The organism is Mesorhizobium sp. J428 (genome assembly GCF_024699925.1).
GTDB lineage: Bacteria > Pseudomonadota > Alphaproteobacteria > Rhizobiales > Rhizobiaceae > Mesorhizobium_A.
On record NZ_JAJOMX010000001.1, the window covers coordinates 4,610,821 to 4,627,132 of the forward strand.

Here is a 16,312-nt window from a genome sequence, read left to right on the forward strand (position 1 = left end):
TATTCCGCTTCGTAGATTCTTGCCGCCCTTGCCGACCGAACCCGAATCCTGTCAGTCGGACGGCATGGACCTCTCTCCCCAACAGGATGCCGCGCTGGTGGCGGTCGGGCGGTGGCTGCAGTCGGGCAGGCCGCAGGTGTTCCGGCTGTTTGGCTATGCCGGCACGGGCAAGACGACGCTTGCGCGCTATTTCGCCGAGCACGTCGAAGGCCAGGTGCAGTTCGCCGCCTTCACCGGCAAGGCGGCGCAGGTGCTGCGTTCCAAGGGCGCGACCAATGCGCGGACGATCCATTCGCTGATCTACCGACCGAAGGGCGAGGAAGCGGTGGAGGACGAGACGACCGGCAAGACCTCGATGTCGCCGACCTTCTCGCTCAACCGCCAGAGCCCGATCGCCAAGGCCAAGCTCGTCATCATCGACGAATGCTCGATGGTCGACGAGCAACTGGGGCGCGATCTCCTGTCCTTCGGCACGCCGGTGCTGGTGCTGGGCGACCCGGCGCAGCTGCCGCCGATCTCGGGCGGCGGCTTCTTCACCGAGCACGAGCCGGATCATCTGCTGACCGAAATCCACCGCCAGGCGCAGGACAATCCGATCATTCGCCTCGCGCTCGACGTGCGTGAGGGACGCGAGTTCATGCATGGCGACTACGGCAGCGCGCAAGTGATCGGCAAGGACCAGGTGACGCAGGACCTGGTGCTCGAGGCGGACCAGGTGCTGGTCGGCACCAACCGCACGCGGCGGCGCTATAATGCGCGGCTGCGCGAGCTGAAGGGCTTCAGCGCCGACTATCCGCAGGCGGGCGACAAGCTGGTGTGCCTGCGCAACGATCCGGCCAAGGGCCTGCTCAACGGCTCACTGTGGAAGGTGATGACCTCGTCGCGCGAGACCGTGAAGCCGGGCATCAACCTGCTCGTCTCGCCGGAGGAGGACGATCCAGATCGGGGCGTGGCCAAGATCAAGCTGCTCAAGGCCGCGTTCGAAAGCCCGGAAGAGGAAATTCCCTGGCAGCAGAAGAAGCGCTTCGACGACTTCGACTACGGCTATGCGCTGACCGTGCACAAGGCGCAGGGCTCGCAGTGGGACAATGTCGTGCTGTTCGACGAGAGTTGGGCCTTTAAAGAGACGCGCCAGCGCTGGCTCTACACGGCGATCACGCGGGCGGCGAAGCGGCTCACGGTGGTGCGCTAGGCTGGCAATTTCGCGTGGGCCGCTTTTCGGCGATCCCGCTCCATATTAGTGTGAAGGATCGGTCGAACTTCGAGGAGTTGGAAATGAGAGTCATCGTCGCCACCCTGTTCGCTTCCATCGCCACATCTGGCGCACTTGCTGCAGAAAAGGTCGTCGAGTTCCCGGTCGACGGTCAGCGGGTGATCGGCACGTTGAACACTCCGGACGGCGTGGAAAACCCGCCGATCGTTCTGCTCTTGCACGGCTTCACAGGTTCGCGAAACGAACTCGAGATACCTGCCGTCAAGGAGGGTATCTTCGCCCGCGCCGCACGAATGTGGGCGGAAAAGGGCTTTGCCAGCCTGAGAATCGATTTCCGTGGCTCAGGCGAGAGCGAAGGTGACTTCGCCGACACGACGCTGGACGGCCAGATCGCGGATGGACTTGCCGCGCTCGACTATCTCGCCGGTCTGCCCGAGGTGGACGCCGACAAGATGTCGCTGGTGGGCTGGAGCATGGGAGGCGCGGTGGGTTCGGCGGTTGCCGCTCGCACCCGCCACGACCTGGACGCGGTCGCCCTGTGGGCGCCCGGCACGAATATGGGATCGGCGATGACCTTCGTGGTTGGACCCGATACGATGAAAAAAGGCTTCGCGGCGGGCGGCGAGGCGGTCGAGGCGACGTTGCCCTGGGGCGCGAAGGTGTCGCTCAAGGGTCCGTTCTTCCAGAGCCTCTACGCCGTCGATCCGGTGGCCGATATCTCGAAGTATGAAGGCCCGCTGCTTGTGGCCGTCGGCACCAAGGACGATGTCGTATTCCCCCAGCCTGCGGCCGGGCAGGTGCTGCTCGACTATCACGACGGAGACGAAGAGCTGATCGTCTGGCCGATGGACCACGTCTTCAACGCATTCACCAACGCGGAAACGGTCGACAAGCTCATCGCCGCGACCGGCGACTTCATCGCGAAACATGCTGATTGATCCGACCTAGGATTCGGTTGAGATCTCCCTGGCGCCCAGCCAGCGCCAGGCTTCGGATTCGTCGGCTGCATCGAAATAGCGAAGCTCCACAGGCACGTCCTTCGCGAAGAAGCCGCCGAGGCTCGCCGTCCAGTCGGGTCCGCCCACTACGGCGCAGCGCCGCACATGCTGCTCGGCGTGCCTGCGGCCTTCGGCGACCGTGTCGGGGTCGATCTCACCCCAATCCGCCCCTTCATACTGTGTAGCACGCACCAGCACGTCGACACGGTCGTGCAGCGCATAGGCACCCTCAAGCAGGCCGAACAGGTTTTCGGCGTCGGCAGATGTCGCCTGACCGGTAATCTCGATGGCGAAGACCTGCGGATTGTCGGTCTCGAGGCGGTGGACAGCCGGGACGGGGTCAAGCGGATGCATGGTCGCACTTTCGGATGCGGCGCTGCGACTGGAACACTCGAATGGGCCTGTCTGTTCCGCCGAAAGGCTTTATAAGGCGGCGTCGAATTTGCGATGTGGACCTGCCATGCCGGCCAAGCTTTCCGTCAACCTCAATGCCATCGCCATGCTGCGCAACCGGCGCGACCTGCCGTGGCCGAGCGTTACCGGGCTCGGGCGCATCGCGCTCGCCGCCGGCGCGCATGGGCTGACGGTGCATCCGCGCCCGGACGAGCGGCACATCCGCTTCTCGGACCTCGCGCCTATCCGGGCGCTGATCGACGACGAGTTCCCGCAGGCGGAGTTCAACATCGAGGGCTATCCAAGCGAGGATTTCCTCGAACTGGTGGAAAAGCACCAGCCGGAACAGGTGACGCTGGTGCCGGACGATCCGTCGCAGGCGACCTCCGACCACGGCTGGGACTTCGTCGGCAAGGGCGAGATGCTGAAACCGATCGTGGCGCGGCTGAAGAAGGGCGGCATGCGCGTGTCGTTGTTTTCGGATGCGGACCCGGCGCAGGTGACGGCCGCGAAGGCGACCGGGGCGGACCGCATCGAGCTTTATACCGGCCCGTATGGCGGTTCATACGACGATCTGGAGAAGGCCGGCAAGTATCTGGAAATGCTTGGAAAGACGGCTGACGTGGCTCTCGCCGCCGGACTCGGAGTCAATGGCGGGCACGACCTGACCGTGGCCAACCTGCCGGCGCTGGCGAAGCGGATTCCGCGGCTGGCGGAGGTGTCGATCGGGCACGGGCTGACGGCGGATGCGCTGGAATACGGCATGGCGCAAACGGTGAAGCGGTTTCTTGCCTCTTGCGGCTGGTGACCCGCGCGCCATCTCTCCACAGGCGGGCGTTCTGTTCGAACGCGGCCATTGATGCTGCGATGCAACAGGAGTAAAAGCCCCGCCGCTCCCAAGGAGGGGCTGTCATGGTTGTTGCGAATGACGAGGGCGGCGTGAAGCCGTCCCATGGCGGCCCTGCCGCTGCGGATGCAGCCCCTCAGGTCGATCACGGAATGCTCGCGCTCACGCTGGGGGCGCTGGGCGTGGTCTATGGCGACATCGGCACGAGCCCGATCTATGCCTTCCGCGAGGCGTTGGTCGCCTCGTCCGGCGGCAATGTCGCCGAGCGCGAGGACATCCTCGGCGTCCTGTCGCTGATCATCTGGGCGCTGACGATCATCGTCACGATCAAATACATCCTGTTCGTGCTGCGCGCCGACAACAAGGGCGAGGGCGGAACGCTGTCGCTGATGGCGCTGGCGCGCGGCGCCTTCGCCCACCGGCCGCGCTGGATATTGCTGCTCGGCATGCTGGGCGCGTCGCTGTTCTACGGCGACGCCGTGATCACGCCGGCCATCTCGGTCCTGTCTGCCGTCGAGGGCCTGAATGTCGTGACGCCGACCTTCGAGCCCTATGTCGTGCCGCTGACGCTGGTGATCCTGGCGGGGGTGTTCGCCGTGCAGCGGTTCGGTACCGCGAGCGTGGCGTCGGTGTTCGGCCCGGTCACCGCGCTGTGGTTTCTGTCGATCGGGGTGTCGGGCGTGGTCCACATCGTCGACGACCCCGAAATCCTGCTCGCCATCAACCCGGTCTACATCGTCTATTTTCTCGTCAACTCGCCCGAAGTGGCGTTCGTGACGATCGGAGCGATCTTCCTGGCCGTGACCGGGGCCGAGGCGCTCTATGCCGACCTCGGCCATTTTGGCCGCCGGCCGATCGTGCTGGCATGGCTGGCCATCGTCTTCCCGTGCCTGCTCCTGAACTATGTCGGGCAGGGCGCCTTCGTCTTGTCGCATGGCGGCATTGTCGGCCATCCGTTCTTCGAGATGAATGCCGGCTGGGCGCTTCTGCCGATGGTAGCGCTGGCGACCGCCGCGACCGTCATCGCCAGCCAGGCGGTGATCTCGGGGGCGTTCTCGCTGACGCGGCAGGCGGTGCAGCTCAACCTGCTACCGCGGCTGGAGATCCTGCACACGTCCGAAACCCAGTCGGGCCAGATCTACATGCCGCGTGTCAACATGCTGCTCGGCATCGTGGTATTCATGCTGGTGATCGGCTTCCAGGAGTCGACCAACCTCGCCGCCGCCTACGGCATTTCCGTCACCGGCAACATGCTGATGACGACGCTGCTGCTGGCGGTGGTGATGCTTAAGATCTGGCGCTGGCCGGTCGCGGTGATCGTGCTGTTGATCGGCCTGTTTGCGATCATCGACATCGGCTTCTTCGTCTCGAACATCGTCAAGGTCTTCGACGGCGGGTGGGCGTCGCTCGCTGTCGCCTTCACTATGGTGGCGATCATCTCCACCTGGATGCGCGGCAGCCGCTACCTGTTCGAGAAGACACGCAAGAACGAGATGCCGCTCGGCTTCCTGACCGAGCAGCTGGCGAAGAAGAAACCGCAGCTGGTGCCGGGCACGGCCGTCTTCCTGACCGGCGACCCGCTGAGTGCTCCGACGGCGCTGCTGCACAGCCTGAAGCACTACAAGGTGCTGCACGAGCAGAACGTCATCCTGTCGGTGGTGACTGCGCAGCAGCCGAAGGTGCCGGACGAAGAGCGGGCGCGCATCGAGAAGCTGAACGACCTCTTCATGCGCGTGACGCTGACATTCGGCTACATGGAGCAGCCGAACATCCCACGCGCCCTGGCGATCTGCCGGAAGAAGGGTTGGAAGTTCGACATCATGACGACCTCGTTCTTCCTGTCGCGGCGCTCGCTCAAGGCCTCGCCGACGTCGGGCATGCCGCTCTGGCAGGACAAGCTGTTCATCGCTTTGGCAAAGAGCGCCGCCGACGCGACGGAATATTTCCAGATTCCCACCGGCCGCGTGGTCGAGATCGGGACGCAGGTCGCGATCTGAGGAACGCCGGCGACGCCGGCGTTCCTGCGCTGTCCGATAGTGTCAGCCGGCGAACGCTGCCTTATTGGCGGTGAGGAACTCGCGCAGCGTCTGCAGCTTGCGGCCGGAGAGCTTCGCGGTATCGCCGGTGACGGTGCCGAGGCCGCCGGTGCGGGTCGCCGTGTCGAAGGAGACCAGGGTCGGGATGATCGCCTCCGGGACGCCCGCCGCCTTCATGCCGCCTGCAAGCTGTTCGTCGGTTAGGTGCACGACCTGGAGCGGCTTGCCCGTGATCTCCGAGGCGAGCGCCGCAATCTGGTCGTTGGTGAAGGCCTCATCGCCGGTGAGCGTGTAGGTGGCGCTGCCGGCCGGCGGGTTGGCGAGTGCGCCGGCGATCGCGGCTGCGATGTCGTCACGCGCGACGTAGGAGGTCTTGCCGTCGGCGGCGGAGGTGTACCACTGACCGGACTTGAGCGCGTTGGGCAGGCTCATGAACAGGTTTTCGAGATACCAGCTGTCGCGGAAGAGTAGATAGGGGATGCCGGTGGCCTTGATCGCCTCCTCGGTTCCGAGATGGTCGGGCGCGAAGCTGACCCTCGAGGTCTCGGGCACGGGAAGCGAGGTGTACGCAAGACGCGCAACGCCGGCCTTCTTCGCGGCGGCGACGGCGGCCTTGTGCTGGCGCAGGCGTGTGCCGGCACCGTCGAGCGCGTCGGTCGAAACGATCAGCACCGTGCCGACGCCGGCGAAGGCCTTTTCGAGGCCGGCTGCATCGTCGAAATCGACTTTGCGCAACGCGACGCCCTTGGCGGCGAGGGCGGACAGCTTGTCGGTATTGCGCGTGCCGGCGATGATGCGCGACGGCGCGACGCCCTGGCTGTCGAGAAGATGAGTGATGACGGCCTGGCCGAGATGGCCGGAAGCGCCGGTGACGAGGATCGTGTCAGACATTGATTGCTCCTGTGAAACATGCTCTCTTTTCGAGACCAGCTCTAAATTGTATATTATGGATGCTGCGTAAAGAAGGCAGTTTGAACTACCCTGGTTACCTGGAAGGAACCGCCATGGATGCCCGCATCGCCTCCGCCCGCCAAAGGATCGAGATCTATCGCGCCGGTGTCGCCACGGGCGGGCTCGCTAACTGTCCGATCCGCAACGTTGTGCAGAACATCTTCGGCAAGTGGAGTTCGCTGCTGCTGATGGCGCTGGCCGAGAAGCCGTATCGCTTCGGCGAGCTGCGCCGGCTGGTGCCGGACATCTCGCAGCGGATGCTGACCGAGACACTGCGCGACCTGCAGCGCGACGGCTATGTGCATCGCGAGGTGTTTCCCACCAAGCCGCCCAGCGTCGAATACAGCCTGACCGACCTCGGCCGGTCGATGTACGACTCGCTTCACCATCTGCTGATGTGGGCGGAGAACAACTTCGAACACGTGCGCGACGCGCGCCAGAAATTCGACGCCGAAGATGCGTGAGGCACGATGAGCGGGCTTGTCCTCGTTACCGGCGGCTCCGGCTTCATCGGCGCGCATTGCATCGTCAGGCTGATCGCGGCGGGATACCGCGTGCGCACCACGGTGCGCTCGCTGGCGCGCGAGGCGGACGTCCGGGAGATGCTGAAGGAGGGCGGCTGCGAGGCGGGCGACCGCCTGAGCTTTGCCGAGGCTGATCTTATGCGCGATGCGGGATGGCTCGAGGCGGCGGCAGGCTGCGACTACGTGTTGCATGTTGCCTCGCCTCTGCCCGTCGCCCAGCCCAACGACGCGGACGAGCTGGTGCGGCCCGCGCGCGACGGAGCGCTCCGGGTGCTGCGGGCAGCGCGCGACGCCGGCGTGAAGCGCGTGGTGATGACCTCGTCTTTCGCGGCGATCGGTTACGGCAACACGCCATCGGGCGGCGTCTACACGGAGAAGGACTGGACCGACACCGACAAGCCGATTGGCGCCTATGTGAAGTCTAAGGCGCTGGCCGAACGCGCCGCCTGGGATTTCCTTGCGCGGGAAGGCAACGGGCTGGAACTGGCGACGGTCAATCCGGTGGTCGTCTTGGGGCCGGTGCTGGGAAGGGACTATTCCGCCTCGGTCGTCCTCATCGAGACGCTGCTCAAGGGCGGTGCGCCGGCGGTACCGAAGCTGATGTTCGGCGTCGTGGACGTGCGGGACGTGGCCGACCTCCACCTCCTGGCGATGACGCGGCCGGAGGCGAAGGGCGAGCGCTTCCTCGCGGTGGCGGGCGATTTCCTCAGCGTCCGGGAGATCGCGCTGGCGCTGAAGGCCGGCATGGGCCCCGCGGCGGCGAAAGTGCCGACGTGGGTGGCCCCCAACTGGGTCATCCGGCTTGGCGCGCTGTTCAGCCCGACATTGAGGACGGTCGCGGGTCCCGAACTCGGCAGGGAGAAGAACGCGTCGGCCGCCAAGGCCCGGCAGATGCTGGGCTGGTCGCCGCGTTCGCCGCAGGAGGCGATCGTCGCCACGGGCGAGAGCCTGGTGCGGCTGGGGCTGGTCAAGGCGTGAGATTCGGGCCGTTCTTCCCTCATGAAGCCCCTTCATCCAGCCGCTTCGCGGCCACCTTCTCCCCGAGGGGAGAAGGGGAGCGCCGCCGATGACCTCCTCTCCCCTTGGGGAGAGGGTGGCGAGGCGAAGCCGCGCCGGGTGAGGGGCTTCCAGAATCAGTGTGCTGCGCGCCGATGTCCGGTTGATTTGGCGGCCGGCAGCGCCGATGGTCGCCGCCGAAAGGGCAGGGCATGGCACACATTCATCGGATCGCGATCGTGGGCGCAGGGCCGGCGGGGCTCGCCGCGGCACTTCTGCTTGCGCGTGACGGGCACCAGGTCGAGATTCTGGAACGCTACGAGGCGCCGAAGCCGCTGGGGTCGGGCCTGATCCTGCAGCCGACGGGCTTGTGCGTGCTGTCCTCGCTCGGCCTGATGCCCGCGATGCTGGCGCAGGGCGCGCGGATCGAGCGGCTTTACGGGGCCGACGCCAGCACCGGCCGCATGCCCGTTCTGGACGTGCGCTACGACGCACTGCCGGGCGGCCGCTTCGGCCTCGCCGTCCATCGCGCGGCGCTCTTCAACGTGTTGCACGACGCCGTCGTCGCGGCAGGTATTCCGATCCGCACCTCGACCGAGGCGACGACGATCGAGGTCTCGTCGCTGGGCGCGACGCTGTTCGGCGACAAGGGCGGGTCGCTCGGCACCTGGGATCTGGTGGTCGATGCGAGTGGATCGAAATCGCGGCTCAAGGCCTCGTCCTACAGGCCGGCCGAGCCGAAACCGCTCGCCTATGGCGCGTTCTGGGCCTCGCTCGGCTGGCATGGCGACGGCTTCGACCGCAATGCGCTGCAGCAGCGCTACGACCGGGCGCGGGTGATGATCGGCGTGCTGCCGATCGGCCGCATCGCGCCGGCCGGCGACGAGATGGCCGCCTTCTTCTGGAGCCTGAAGCCGGCGCAGGCGGACGAGGTAAAGGCGCGCGGAATCAACGCCTGGAAGGACGAGGTGGCCCGGCACTGGCCGCAGTGCGCGCCCTATCTCGGGCAGATCGCCTCCTTCGACGAGCTGACGCTCGCGCGCTACGGCCACCACACGCTGAAGACGCCGGCCGGGCGGAACCTTGCCGTCATCGGCGACGCGGCGCATTCGACCAGCCCGCAGCTGGGGCAGGGCGCCAACATGGCGCTGCTGGATGCGGCCGCGCTCGCGCATGCGCTGCGCGCCTATTCCGACATTCCAAACGCGCTGTCCGCCTATGCGGCGACGCGGCGCTTCCATGTCAGGCTGTTCCAGGCGCTGTCGTATTTCCTGACGCCATTCTACCAGTCGGACTCCGTCCTTGTGCCCTATCTCCGCGACACGCTGGTCTCGACCGTGGCCAAGGTGCCGCCGGCGCCGCGCATCCTGGCGCTGATGGTGTCCGGCATGCTGGCGCGTCCGCTCGCCTCGACGGGCCTGATCGAGGCCGACTGGGCCAAGTTTTCGGCGGCCGGCGAGCCGCGGCTGGGCTGACGCGCGGGGAGTGCCCATTCCGGCGATTTGCCGCTTGCTTCGGCTGCGCCGATGGATTATCGGGTCCGAACCGTAACGTTCGTTACGCCTTCGGAGCGTGTGCTTGAACCTTTCAACCGTCCAGTCCGGCGCAGAGCCGACGCCGCGCCAGCGCGAGGTGCTGGACGTCGTGCTCGCGCTGCTCGTGGAGGACGGCGACAAGGTGACGATGAGCGCGGTGTCGCGCCGCGCCTCCTGCTCCAAGGAAACCCTCTACAAATGGTTCGGTGACCGCGACGGGCTGCTGACGGCCACCGTGCGCTGGCAGGCGTCGAAGGTGAGGGCGGGCAACTGGGACCGGCAGCGCCTCGATGCAGCCGCCCTTGCCGAGAGCCTCGAGGATTTCGCGGCAAACTGGCTGACCGTGATCTCGTCGCAGACCTCGATCGCGCTGAACCGGGTCGCGGTGGCGCATGCCGGCTCCGGCAAGAGCGATCTCGGCCGCATCGTGCTGGAGAACGGCCGCTTCGCCATCGGCGAGCGGCTGAAGCCGTTGCTAGAAGCGGCGCGCGAGGCGGGACTTCTCGCCTTCGACGACACGGAGAGCGCTTTCCGCACCTTCTTCGGCTTGCTCGGGCGCGACGTGCAGATCAGGCTGCTGCTCGGCGACAGGCTCGTCCTGACCAAATCGGAGATCGCGCGCGACGCGGCGCGGACGGTCGAACAGTTTCTCACCCTCTTCGGCACGGGTCGCCCCGCGCCGCAGTCCACAACCAACTGACAGCGCAACCAACGGGAAGGAACGTATCCATGCGTGTCTATTACGATCGCGACGCCGATCTCAATCTGATCAAGGGCAAGAAAGTGGCCGTCATCGGCTACGGCTCGCAGGGCCGCGCGCATGCGCTGAACCTGAAGGATTCCGGCGTGAAGGACATCGCCATCGGCCTGAAGGCCGGCTCGCCGACCGCAAAGAAGGTCGAGGCCGACGGGCTGAAGGTGATGACCGTCGCCGAGGCCGCCAAGTGGGCCGACCTGATGATGATGGCGACGCCGGACGAGCTGCAGGCCGACATCTACAAGAACGAAATCGCCCCCAACATCCGTGACGGCGCCGCGATTGCCTTCGCGCACGGCCTGAATGTGCATTTCGGCCTGATCGAGCCGAAGTCGACGATCGACGTGGTGATGATCGCGCCGAAGGGCCCCGGCCACACGGTGCGCGGCGAATACCAGAAGGGCGGCGGCGTGCCGTGCCTGGTCGCGGTCAACCAGGACCCGTCGGGCAATGCGCTTGACCTCGCGCTCTCCTACGCCTGCGGCGTCGGCGGCGGCCGCTCGGGCATCATCGAGACCAACTTCCGCGAGGAATGCGAGACCGACCTGTTCGGCGAGCAGGTCGTGCTGTGCGGCGGCCTGGTGGAGCTGATCCGCGCCGGCTTCGAGACGCTGGTCGAGGGCGGCTATGCGCCGGAGATGGCCTATTTCGAGTGCCTGCACGAGGTGAAGCTGATCGTCGACCTGATCTACGAGGGCGGCATCGCCAACATGAACTACTCGATCTCGAACACAGCCGAGTGGGGCGAATACGTCTCGGGCCCGCGCATCATCACCGCCGAGACCAAGGCCGAGATGAAGCGCGTGCTGACCGACATCCAGACCGGCCGCTTCACCTCGGAGTGGATGCAGGAGTATCGCTCCGGCATGGCCCGCTTCAAGGCGACCCGCCGCCTGAACGACGAGCACCCGATCGAAGAGGTCGGCTCCAAGCTGCGCGCGATGATGCCGTGGATCTCGAAGAACAAGCTGGTCGACAAGGCGCGGAACTAAGACCTGCACGCCTGCCCGGATCGTCTCTCGGGCTATGAATCGGAAAGGGCGCCAATCGGCGCCCTTTTCACGTCTGGCTGCCGGCTGTGGGCAGCGCTACTGGTAGCTGTCCTTGACGTAGACCCCGATGAATGTCGCGATGCAGGCGAGGCCGCCGGGATCGTCGAAGGGGCGCCTGATCTGGCCGCGGATCGTCACGATTTCCGTGGCTGCCGTTATCGCGGTGATTGCCGGAGCGTAGCTGACGATGCGGATTTGCGATTCGGCCGTCGTCGGCCGCAAATAGGGATCGCCCCAGCCGACACCGCCCGTTTTGACGGTGCGGAACGTCGCGTCGAAGTTTGCGCCGTACAGGCCATGTCCCCGCGAATTGCCCGGCCACACCCAGGACAGGCCGGCGACGGGAGAGTTCGATCCGACGATCGGATGGAACGACGAGTCGGCGAAATCCTTCACACGGACGTTGCGACACTGCGACGTGACCGCCGTGAACTTGATCTTGCCCGAAAAGACAATCTCCGCGCTGGCGCTGTTCGCCCCGGCGGCGAGCAGCATTGCCGAAAATATCGTTCGCCGCAGCATCTCGACCTCCACAAAACACGCCCGCCCGCGGGCATTTGACCTTTGCATGCAAGGGTTATCGATCGGCAAACCGCCATGGAGGCGGCTGTGCCATGACGACACATCTTCGCTGGTCCGGCACTTGCTACTCGTCCTCCGGAAGGAGGACCGGCCATGACCCATGCACTCTCTTACGTTTCAGACGACACCGAGGAAAGACGCCTTGTCCAGCGCCGTCGCGCCTACAAGGGCATTGTCATCAGCTTCAACGGCGGCACCAGCACCTTCGAGGGCGTGGCGCGCAACCTTTCGGAGACGGGCGCACGGCTCTCGTTCTGTGAAACCTTTGCGATCCCGCCTGAGTTCCTCGTCAGATTAGGCGGCGACATGGCGTGGCGGCCGGCGGTCGTGCGGTGGCGGTCGATGACCGACATGGGTGTGGCGTTCCACAGGCCCTGAGCCGCATTCGACTGCAGATGAAGCAGGCGGCTTTTGCCGGCCGGCTCAGCCGTAATGCCAGTGCGGCTTCGGCTCGGTGCCGCCGAAGCGCACGCCGACTCGCTCGCCCGCGCGCCAGACGAGCGTCGCCCTGTAGGCGACGCCGTCGACCGGGACGTAAAGCAGGAATTCCTCCGGCACGCGCGAGTCCATCGCGACGCGTAGCTCCGCGCCGGCCTTGTTCATGTTGCGCACCATGCAGGCGACTTCGGAATTGTTGATGCCGGTAAGGATCGACGCGCCCTTGAGCACGCGCTGGCGGTGCTCCCTGCGGCTCTCGGCTTCTGCCGGAATGGCCATCCTCGTCTCCCCGGCATGCTCGTCGGCCTGCCAAACAGGTATACGCCGGAGAGTAGACCCGGCAGCTTAACGGCTGCTTAACTCTTGCGGCAGGCCGGTTCAGAACGGCGAGACGCAGGGCCGGCGCGATCCGTCGAAGGGCTGGAAGGTGTTGTCGGACGCACGGTAGGAGCGGTAGCGCGTCGAGCACCATTCGGCATGGCTGGACGCCTCGCCGAGCCGGCTTGTCCCGCCGATCGCCGGGTTGCCGCCGACGCGGCGCTGGCCGGAATAGCGCGGGGTTGGGACGTCGAAATAGTTGTCGTAGTAGCGGCGGTGGGCCGGGCGGTTCTGGTAGTTGCCCGGTGCGCAGTTGACGACGGTGCGGCAGCCGTCCTGCGGGCGGACCACGACGCCGGTGTCGAAGCCCGACCCGTAGGGCGGGGTATTGCCGCTGATGACCGGACTGGGGATCACGACGTAGTTGTCGGCCGCGGCCGGCGCCCAGCCAGCCAGGATCGCGAACAGCGAAAGTGCCACGACTACGCTGCGGGCTGGGCGGGCGATGCACGGGTCCATGCCTCGAATATAGTGCAGCGCAGCCGGGTCGTCATTGGCATCGCGGCGATTTCGAACCAGACCCGGCGGCCTTGTGTTTCGCGCGGCGTGCGGGCAAACGTTCTGCCCATGTCGCTTCGCCTTGCCACGTTCAATGTCGAGAACCTGATGAGCAGGTTCGATTTCTCCGGCTTCCGGAACGAATTGTGGAAGGACCGCACGCTCGCCCTCTTCGAGATCAAGACCGAGGCCGAATACCAATCGCTGGAGCGCGCGCGTGCGATCGCGCACACCGACGATACCCGCCAGCTCAGCGCGCTGGCGATCGCGGCGACGCGGGCGGACATCATCGTCATGCAGGAGGTCGACAACCTCGAGGCGCTGAAGGCGTTCGAATATGGCTATTTGTTCAAGATGATCGGCGAGGGCTATCGCAACAAATATTCGAGCACTGGCAACGATACGCGCGGCATCGACGTCGCGGTGATGATGCGGCCGGAGACGGCCGACGGCGAGCCGATCGAGTTCGTGCGCATGACGAGCCACGCGCATGTGACCTTCGACGAACTCGGCCTGTGGGATCCGCTGCTGGCGCAGGTCGGCATCGAGCGCCACGAGCGCATTTTCCGGCGCGACTGCCTGGAGATAGACGTGCGGATCGGCGGCCGGCCGCTGACCATCTATGGTGTCCATTTCAAGTCGATGGGAAGCCCCCGCAACGGCCAGGATGGCCGTACTCGACCATGCCGCTGAGGATCGCCGAGGCGCGTGCCGTGCGGGCGATCATCGAGCAGCGGTTCGGCCGCGATCATGTCGGGTCGAAGCGCTGGGCGATCTGCGGTGACATGAACGACTATGCCGAGCGCGTCGTGATTGGCGGCGACCAGTGGTCCGGCTTCACCTTCCAGCCGGTGAAGGAGGAGCATTCGGCCCTGGACGTGCTGACGGGGGACGGCTTCGCCTTCAACCCGATGTCGCTGCGGCCCGAGCTCGACCGCTGGACTCTGTTCCATACCCGGGGGCCGCAGGAGCGGCATCTGTGCCAGCTCGACTACATCCTGCTGTCTCCGGCGCTGCAGCGCGAGAACCCGCGCGCAGTGCCCGACGTGATCAGGAATGGCCAGCCGTGGCGCACGCCGTTCCCGCCCGGCCTTGAGGTCGAGCGCTTCCCGCGCGCGGGCTGGGACCGGCCGAAGGCGTCCGATCATTGCCCTGTCGTGATCCCGCTGCATATCTCAGCCGCATGAGCTTCGATATACCCCGCAACCGCATCCTGCCGATCGCCGAGGCCGACCTTGTGGTCGATCCCGCGCCGCATCCCTACGAGCTTGCCCATCGCGAGGCGATCGTCGCGAACTGGGACTTGGAAAAGGCCGAGAAGCCGGCGCTTTTCAACGGCAAGGTGATGCTCTTCTCGTCCATCCGCTGGGCGGACGAGCGGCTGGACGCGCGTTGCCACACGACGAACTATGCCACCTTCATGCACTGGCGCAGGATGCGGCCCGACACAAGCGCCGAGCATCTGTTCGCGCATGCGATGCCGGTCTCATCCGACGGCGCGCTGATTGCGATCCGCATGGCCGGGCACACGGTCAATGCCGGGCGGGTCTATTTCGCAGCCGGCTCGCTGGAGCCTGAGGACATCAAGGGTGACCGGATCGATCTCGCGGCGAACATGGCCCGCGAGGTCCGCGAGGAGACGGGGCTCGACCTTGGCGCCGCACGCGCCGAGGCGGGCTATCACGGCTGGTCGTCGGACAGCGGCACCGTGCTGGTGCGGCGCTATTTTCTCGACCTGCCGGCGGGGGAGATCGTCGCCCGCATCCGCGCCCACATCGCCTCGGAAGCGGAATCCGAGATCGAGGACGCGGTGATCATCCAGAGGACGGCCGAGCAGCCCTCAGGCCTGATGCCGCACATGCGGCCGCTGGTCGACTGGCATTTCCGCATGGCCTGAGGCCGCGCCTATTCGTGCCTCAACGCGTCGATCGGATCGAGCCGCGCCGCGCGCAGCGCGGGGAAGAAGCCGAACACCATGCCGATCGCGCCCGAGAAGCCGACGGCGAGCGCGATCACCGGGATGCTGGGGCTGAAGGGGACGCTCATCGTTGACGAGGCGATGCCCGCGAGCGCCATGCCGATGGCGATGCCGATCAGTCCGCCCAGCAGCGACAGCACCGTCGCCTCGACCATGAACTGGATCAGGATGTCGCGCTCCTGCGCGCCGATGGCCAACCGGATACCGATCTCGCGCGTCCGCTCGGTGACGGAGACGAGCATGATGTTCATGATGCCGATGCCGCCGACGAGCAGGCTGACGCCCGCCACCGCGCCGAGCATGCCGGTCATCACCGTCGTTGCGCTCGCCATGGTCTCGGCGACCTGCGTCATGTCGCGCACGGAGAAATCGTCCTCCTTGTCGGCGGTGACGCGGCGGGTCTCGCGCAGGATATCCTCCACCTTCTCCTGCAACTCGGACATCACAGCGCCTTCCGCGCCGGCGACGTAGATCGTCTCGACATCGCGATTTCCCGCGATGCGGCGCTGGAAGGTGCTGAGAGGCATCAGCACCGTGGCGTCCTGGTCCTGGCCGAAGCCCGAAAAACCCTTTGATTCGAGCACACCGATGATCGTGCACGACATGCGCCCGACGCGGATCGCCAGCCCGTCCGGATCGCCGCCGCCGAAGAGCTGGGTGCGCACGGTCTGGCCGACGAGGCAGACATTGGAATTGCCGCGTATCTCCTGCTCGGTGAATTCGCGGCCGAGCACGACATTCCAGTCGCGGGCGGCGAAATAGGCGGTGTCGGAGCCGGTCACCAGAACCGACAGGCTGTCGGTGCCGGAGATAATGCGCACCTGCTTCTGCGAGGCGGCCGAGACGGCGCGGGCCTCCGGCACGCCTTCGATGATCGCCTGCACGTCCTTGTCGCGCAGCTCCTTGGCCTGGATGCGCGGCCCGCCGGGCTGGGGCGGCCCGCCGGCGCGCACGACCAGCAGGTTAGAGCCGAGCTTGGAGATGTCGGCCTTCACCTTCTCGGTGGTGCCGGAGCCGATGGTGATCATCGCGATGACGGCCGCGACGCCGATGACGATGCCGAGCAGTGTCAGCACCGAGCGCAGCACATTGCGGCGGATCGACAGGAGCGCGAGGCGGACGGTTTCCCAGATCAT

17 protein-coding genes and 1 pseudogene are annotated in these 16,312 nt (G+C 66.1%); 12 read left to right on the forward strand and 6 right to left on the reverse strand.

Annotated features, from left to right (window positions below):
* Window positions 1-64: 64 nt before the first annotated feature.
* Together LRS09_RS23185 and LRS09_RS23190 are read left to right on the forward strand one after the other, a co-directional pair.
* Window positions 65-1,192 carry an ATP-dependent RecD-like DNA helicase gene (locus LRS09_RS23185; RefSeq protein ID WP_257809347.1) on the forward strand — a complete coding sequence of 376 codons (1,128 nt, stop codon included), beginning with the start codon at window positions 65-67 and terminating at the stop codon, window positions 1,190-1,192.
* An 83-nt stretch (window positions 1,193-1,275) separates the two neighbouring features.
* Window positions 1,276-2,151 carry a S9 family peptidase gene (locus LRS09_RS23190; protein ID WP_257809348.1) on the forward strand — a complete coding sequence of 292 codons (876 nt, stop codon included), beginning with the start codon at window positions 1,276-1,278 and terminating at the stop codon, window positions 2,149-2,151.
* Window positions 2,152-2,157: 6 nt separating this feature from the next.
* On the opposite strand, the gene LRS09_RS23195 is transcribed toward LRS09_RS23190, so the two are convergent.
* Complete coding sequence (locus tag LRS09_RS23195; protein WP_257809350.1) at window positions 2,158-2,565, reverse strand: STAS/SEC14 domain-containing protein; 408 nt, start codon at window positions 2,563-2,565, stop codon at window positions 2,158-2,160.
* 106 nt (window positions 2,566-2,671) lie between these two features.
* Here LRS09_RS23195 and LRS09_RS23200 point away from each other — a divergent pair, with 106 nt between their 5' ends.
* Together LRS09_RS23200 and LRS09_RS23205 are read left to right on the forward strand one after the other, a co-directional pair.
* On the forward strand, window positions 2,672-3,412 hold the full coding sequence (locus LRS09_RS23200) for a pyridoxine 5'-phosphate synthase (RefSeq protein ID WP_257809351.1): 741 nt from the start codon (window positions 2,672-2,674) through the stop codon (window positions 3,410-3,412).
* Between the two features lie 191 nt (window positions 3,413-3,603).
* The gene (locus LRS09_RS23205) at window positions 3,604-5,448 is read left to right on the forward strand and encodes a potassium transporter Kup (RefSeq protein WP_257810295.1); all 1,845 of its coding nucleotides are present in this window, start codon (window positions 3,604-3,606) and stop codon (window positions 5,446-5,448) included.
* Between the two features lie 42 nt (window positions 5,449-5,490).
* Here the strand turns inward: LRS09_RS23205 and LRS09_RS23210 are convergent, their stop codons facing one another.
* Window positions 5,491-6,378 carry an NmrA family NAD(P)-binding protein gene (locus LRS09_RS23210; RefSeq protein WP_257809352.1) on the reverse strand — a complete coding sequence of 296 codons (888 nt, stop codon included), beginning with the start codon at window positions 6,376-6,378 and terminating at the stop codon, window positions 5,491-5,493.
* A gap of 113 nt (window positions 6,379-6,491) precedes the next feature.
* On the opposite strand from LRS09_RS23210, the gene LRS09_RS23215 reads away from it, so the two are divergent.
* From LRS09_RS23215 to ilvC, 5 genes are all read left to right on the forward strand, one after another.
* Entirely contained in the window at window positions 6,492-6,902 is a 411-nt protein-coding gene (locus LRS09_RS23215) for a helix-turn-helix domain-containing protein (protein ID WP_257809353.1), read from the forward strand.
* Between the two features lie 6 nt (window positions 6,903-6,908).
* Complete coding sequence (locus tag LRS09_RS23220) at window positions 6,909-7,940, forward strand: aldehyde reductase (protein ID WP_257809355.1); 1,032 nt, start codon at window positions 6,909-6,911, stop codon at window positions 7,938-7,940.
* 230 nt (window positions 7,941-8,170) lie between these two features.
* Window positions 8,171-9,433 (forward strand): NAD(P)/FAD-dependent oxidoreductase, encoded by a 1,263-nt coding sequence (locus tag LRS09_RS23225; protein ID WP_257809356.1) that lies wholly within the window; start codon window positions 8,171-8,173, stop codon window positions 9,431-9,433.
* A gap of 103 nt (window positions 9,434-9,536) precedes the next feature.
* Entirely contained in the window at window positions 9,537-10,193 is a 657-nt protein-coding gene (locus LRS09_RS23230) for a TetR/AcrR family transcriptional regulator C-terminal domain-containing protein (RefSeq protein ID WP_257809357.1), read from the forward strand.
* 29 nt (window positions 10,194-10,222) lie between these two features.
* Complete coding sequence (gene ilvC / locus LRS09_RS23235; RefSeq protein ID WP_085465202.1) at window positions 10,223-11,242, forward strand: ketol-acid reductoisomerase; 1,020 nt, start codon at window positions 10,223-10,225, stop codon at window positions 11,240-11,242.
* A 96-nt stretch (window positions 11,243-11,338) separates the two neighbouring features.
* Here ilvC and LRS09_RS23240 read toward each other — a convergent pair whose 3' ends face one another.
* Window positions 11,339-11,797 carry a hypothetical protein gene (locus LRS09_RS23240; protein ID WP_257809360.1) on the reverse strand — a complete coding sequence of 153 codons (459 nt, stop codon included), beginning with the start codon at window positions 11,795-11,797 and terminating at the stop codon, window positions 11,339-11,341.
* A gap of 180 nt (window positions 11,798-11,977) precedes the next feature.
* Between LRS09_RS23240 and LRS09_RS23245 the strand changes: the two genes are divergently transcribed.
* On the forward strand, window positions 11,978-12,262 hold the full coding sequence (locus LRS09_RS23245; protein WP_257809362.1) for a PilZ domain-containing protein: 285 nt from the start codon (window positions 11,978-11,980) through the stop codon (window positions 12,260-12,262).
* A 45-nt stretch (window positions 12,263-12,307) separates the two neighbouring features.
* On the opposite strand, the gene LRS09_RS23250 is transcribed toward LRS09_RS23245, so the two are convergent.
* Together LRS09_RS23250 and LRS09_RS23255 are read right to left on the reverse strand one after the other, a co-directional pair.
* Entirely contained in the window at window positions 12,308-12,601 is a 294-nt protein-coding gene (locus LRS09_RS23250) for a PilZ domain-containing protein (RefSeq protein WP_257809364.1), read from the reverse strand.
* A 99-nt stretch (window positions 12,602-12,700) separates the two neighbouring features.
* On the reverse strand, window positions 12,701-13,120 hold the full coding sequence (locus LRS09_RS23255; RefSeq protein ID WP_257809365.1) for a BA14K family protein: 420 nt from the start codon (window positions 13,118-13,120) through the stop codon (window positions 12,701-12,703).
* 147 nt (window positions 13,121-13,267) lie between these two features.
* On the opposite strand from LRS09_RS23255, the pseudogene LRS09_RS23260 reads away from it, so the two are divergent.
* Both LRS09_RS23260 and LRS09_RS23265 read left to right on the forward strand, forming a co-directional pair.
* Window positions 13,268-14,385: pseudogene (locus tag LRS09_RS23260) on the forward strand (endonuclease/exonuclease/phosphatase family protein).
* Window positions 14,382-15,095 (forward strand): NUDIX hydrolase, encoded by a 714-nt coding sequence (locus tag LRS09_RS23265; RefSeq protein ID WP_257809366.1) that lies wholly within the window; start codon window positions 14,382-14,384, stop codon window positions 15,093-15,095. Before LRS09_RS23260 ends, LRS09_RS23265 begins: the two are co-directional and overlap by 4 nt.
* 8 nt (window positions 15,096-15,103) lie before the next feature.
* Here the strand turns inward: LRS09_RS23265 and LRS09_RS23270 are convergent, their stop codons facing one another.
* Window positions 15,104-16,312 (reverse strand): ABC transporter permease, encoded by a 1,209-nt coding sequence (locus LRS09_RS23270; protein ID WP_257809367.1) that lies wholly within the window; start codon window positions 16,310-16,312, stop codon window positions 15,104-15,106.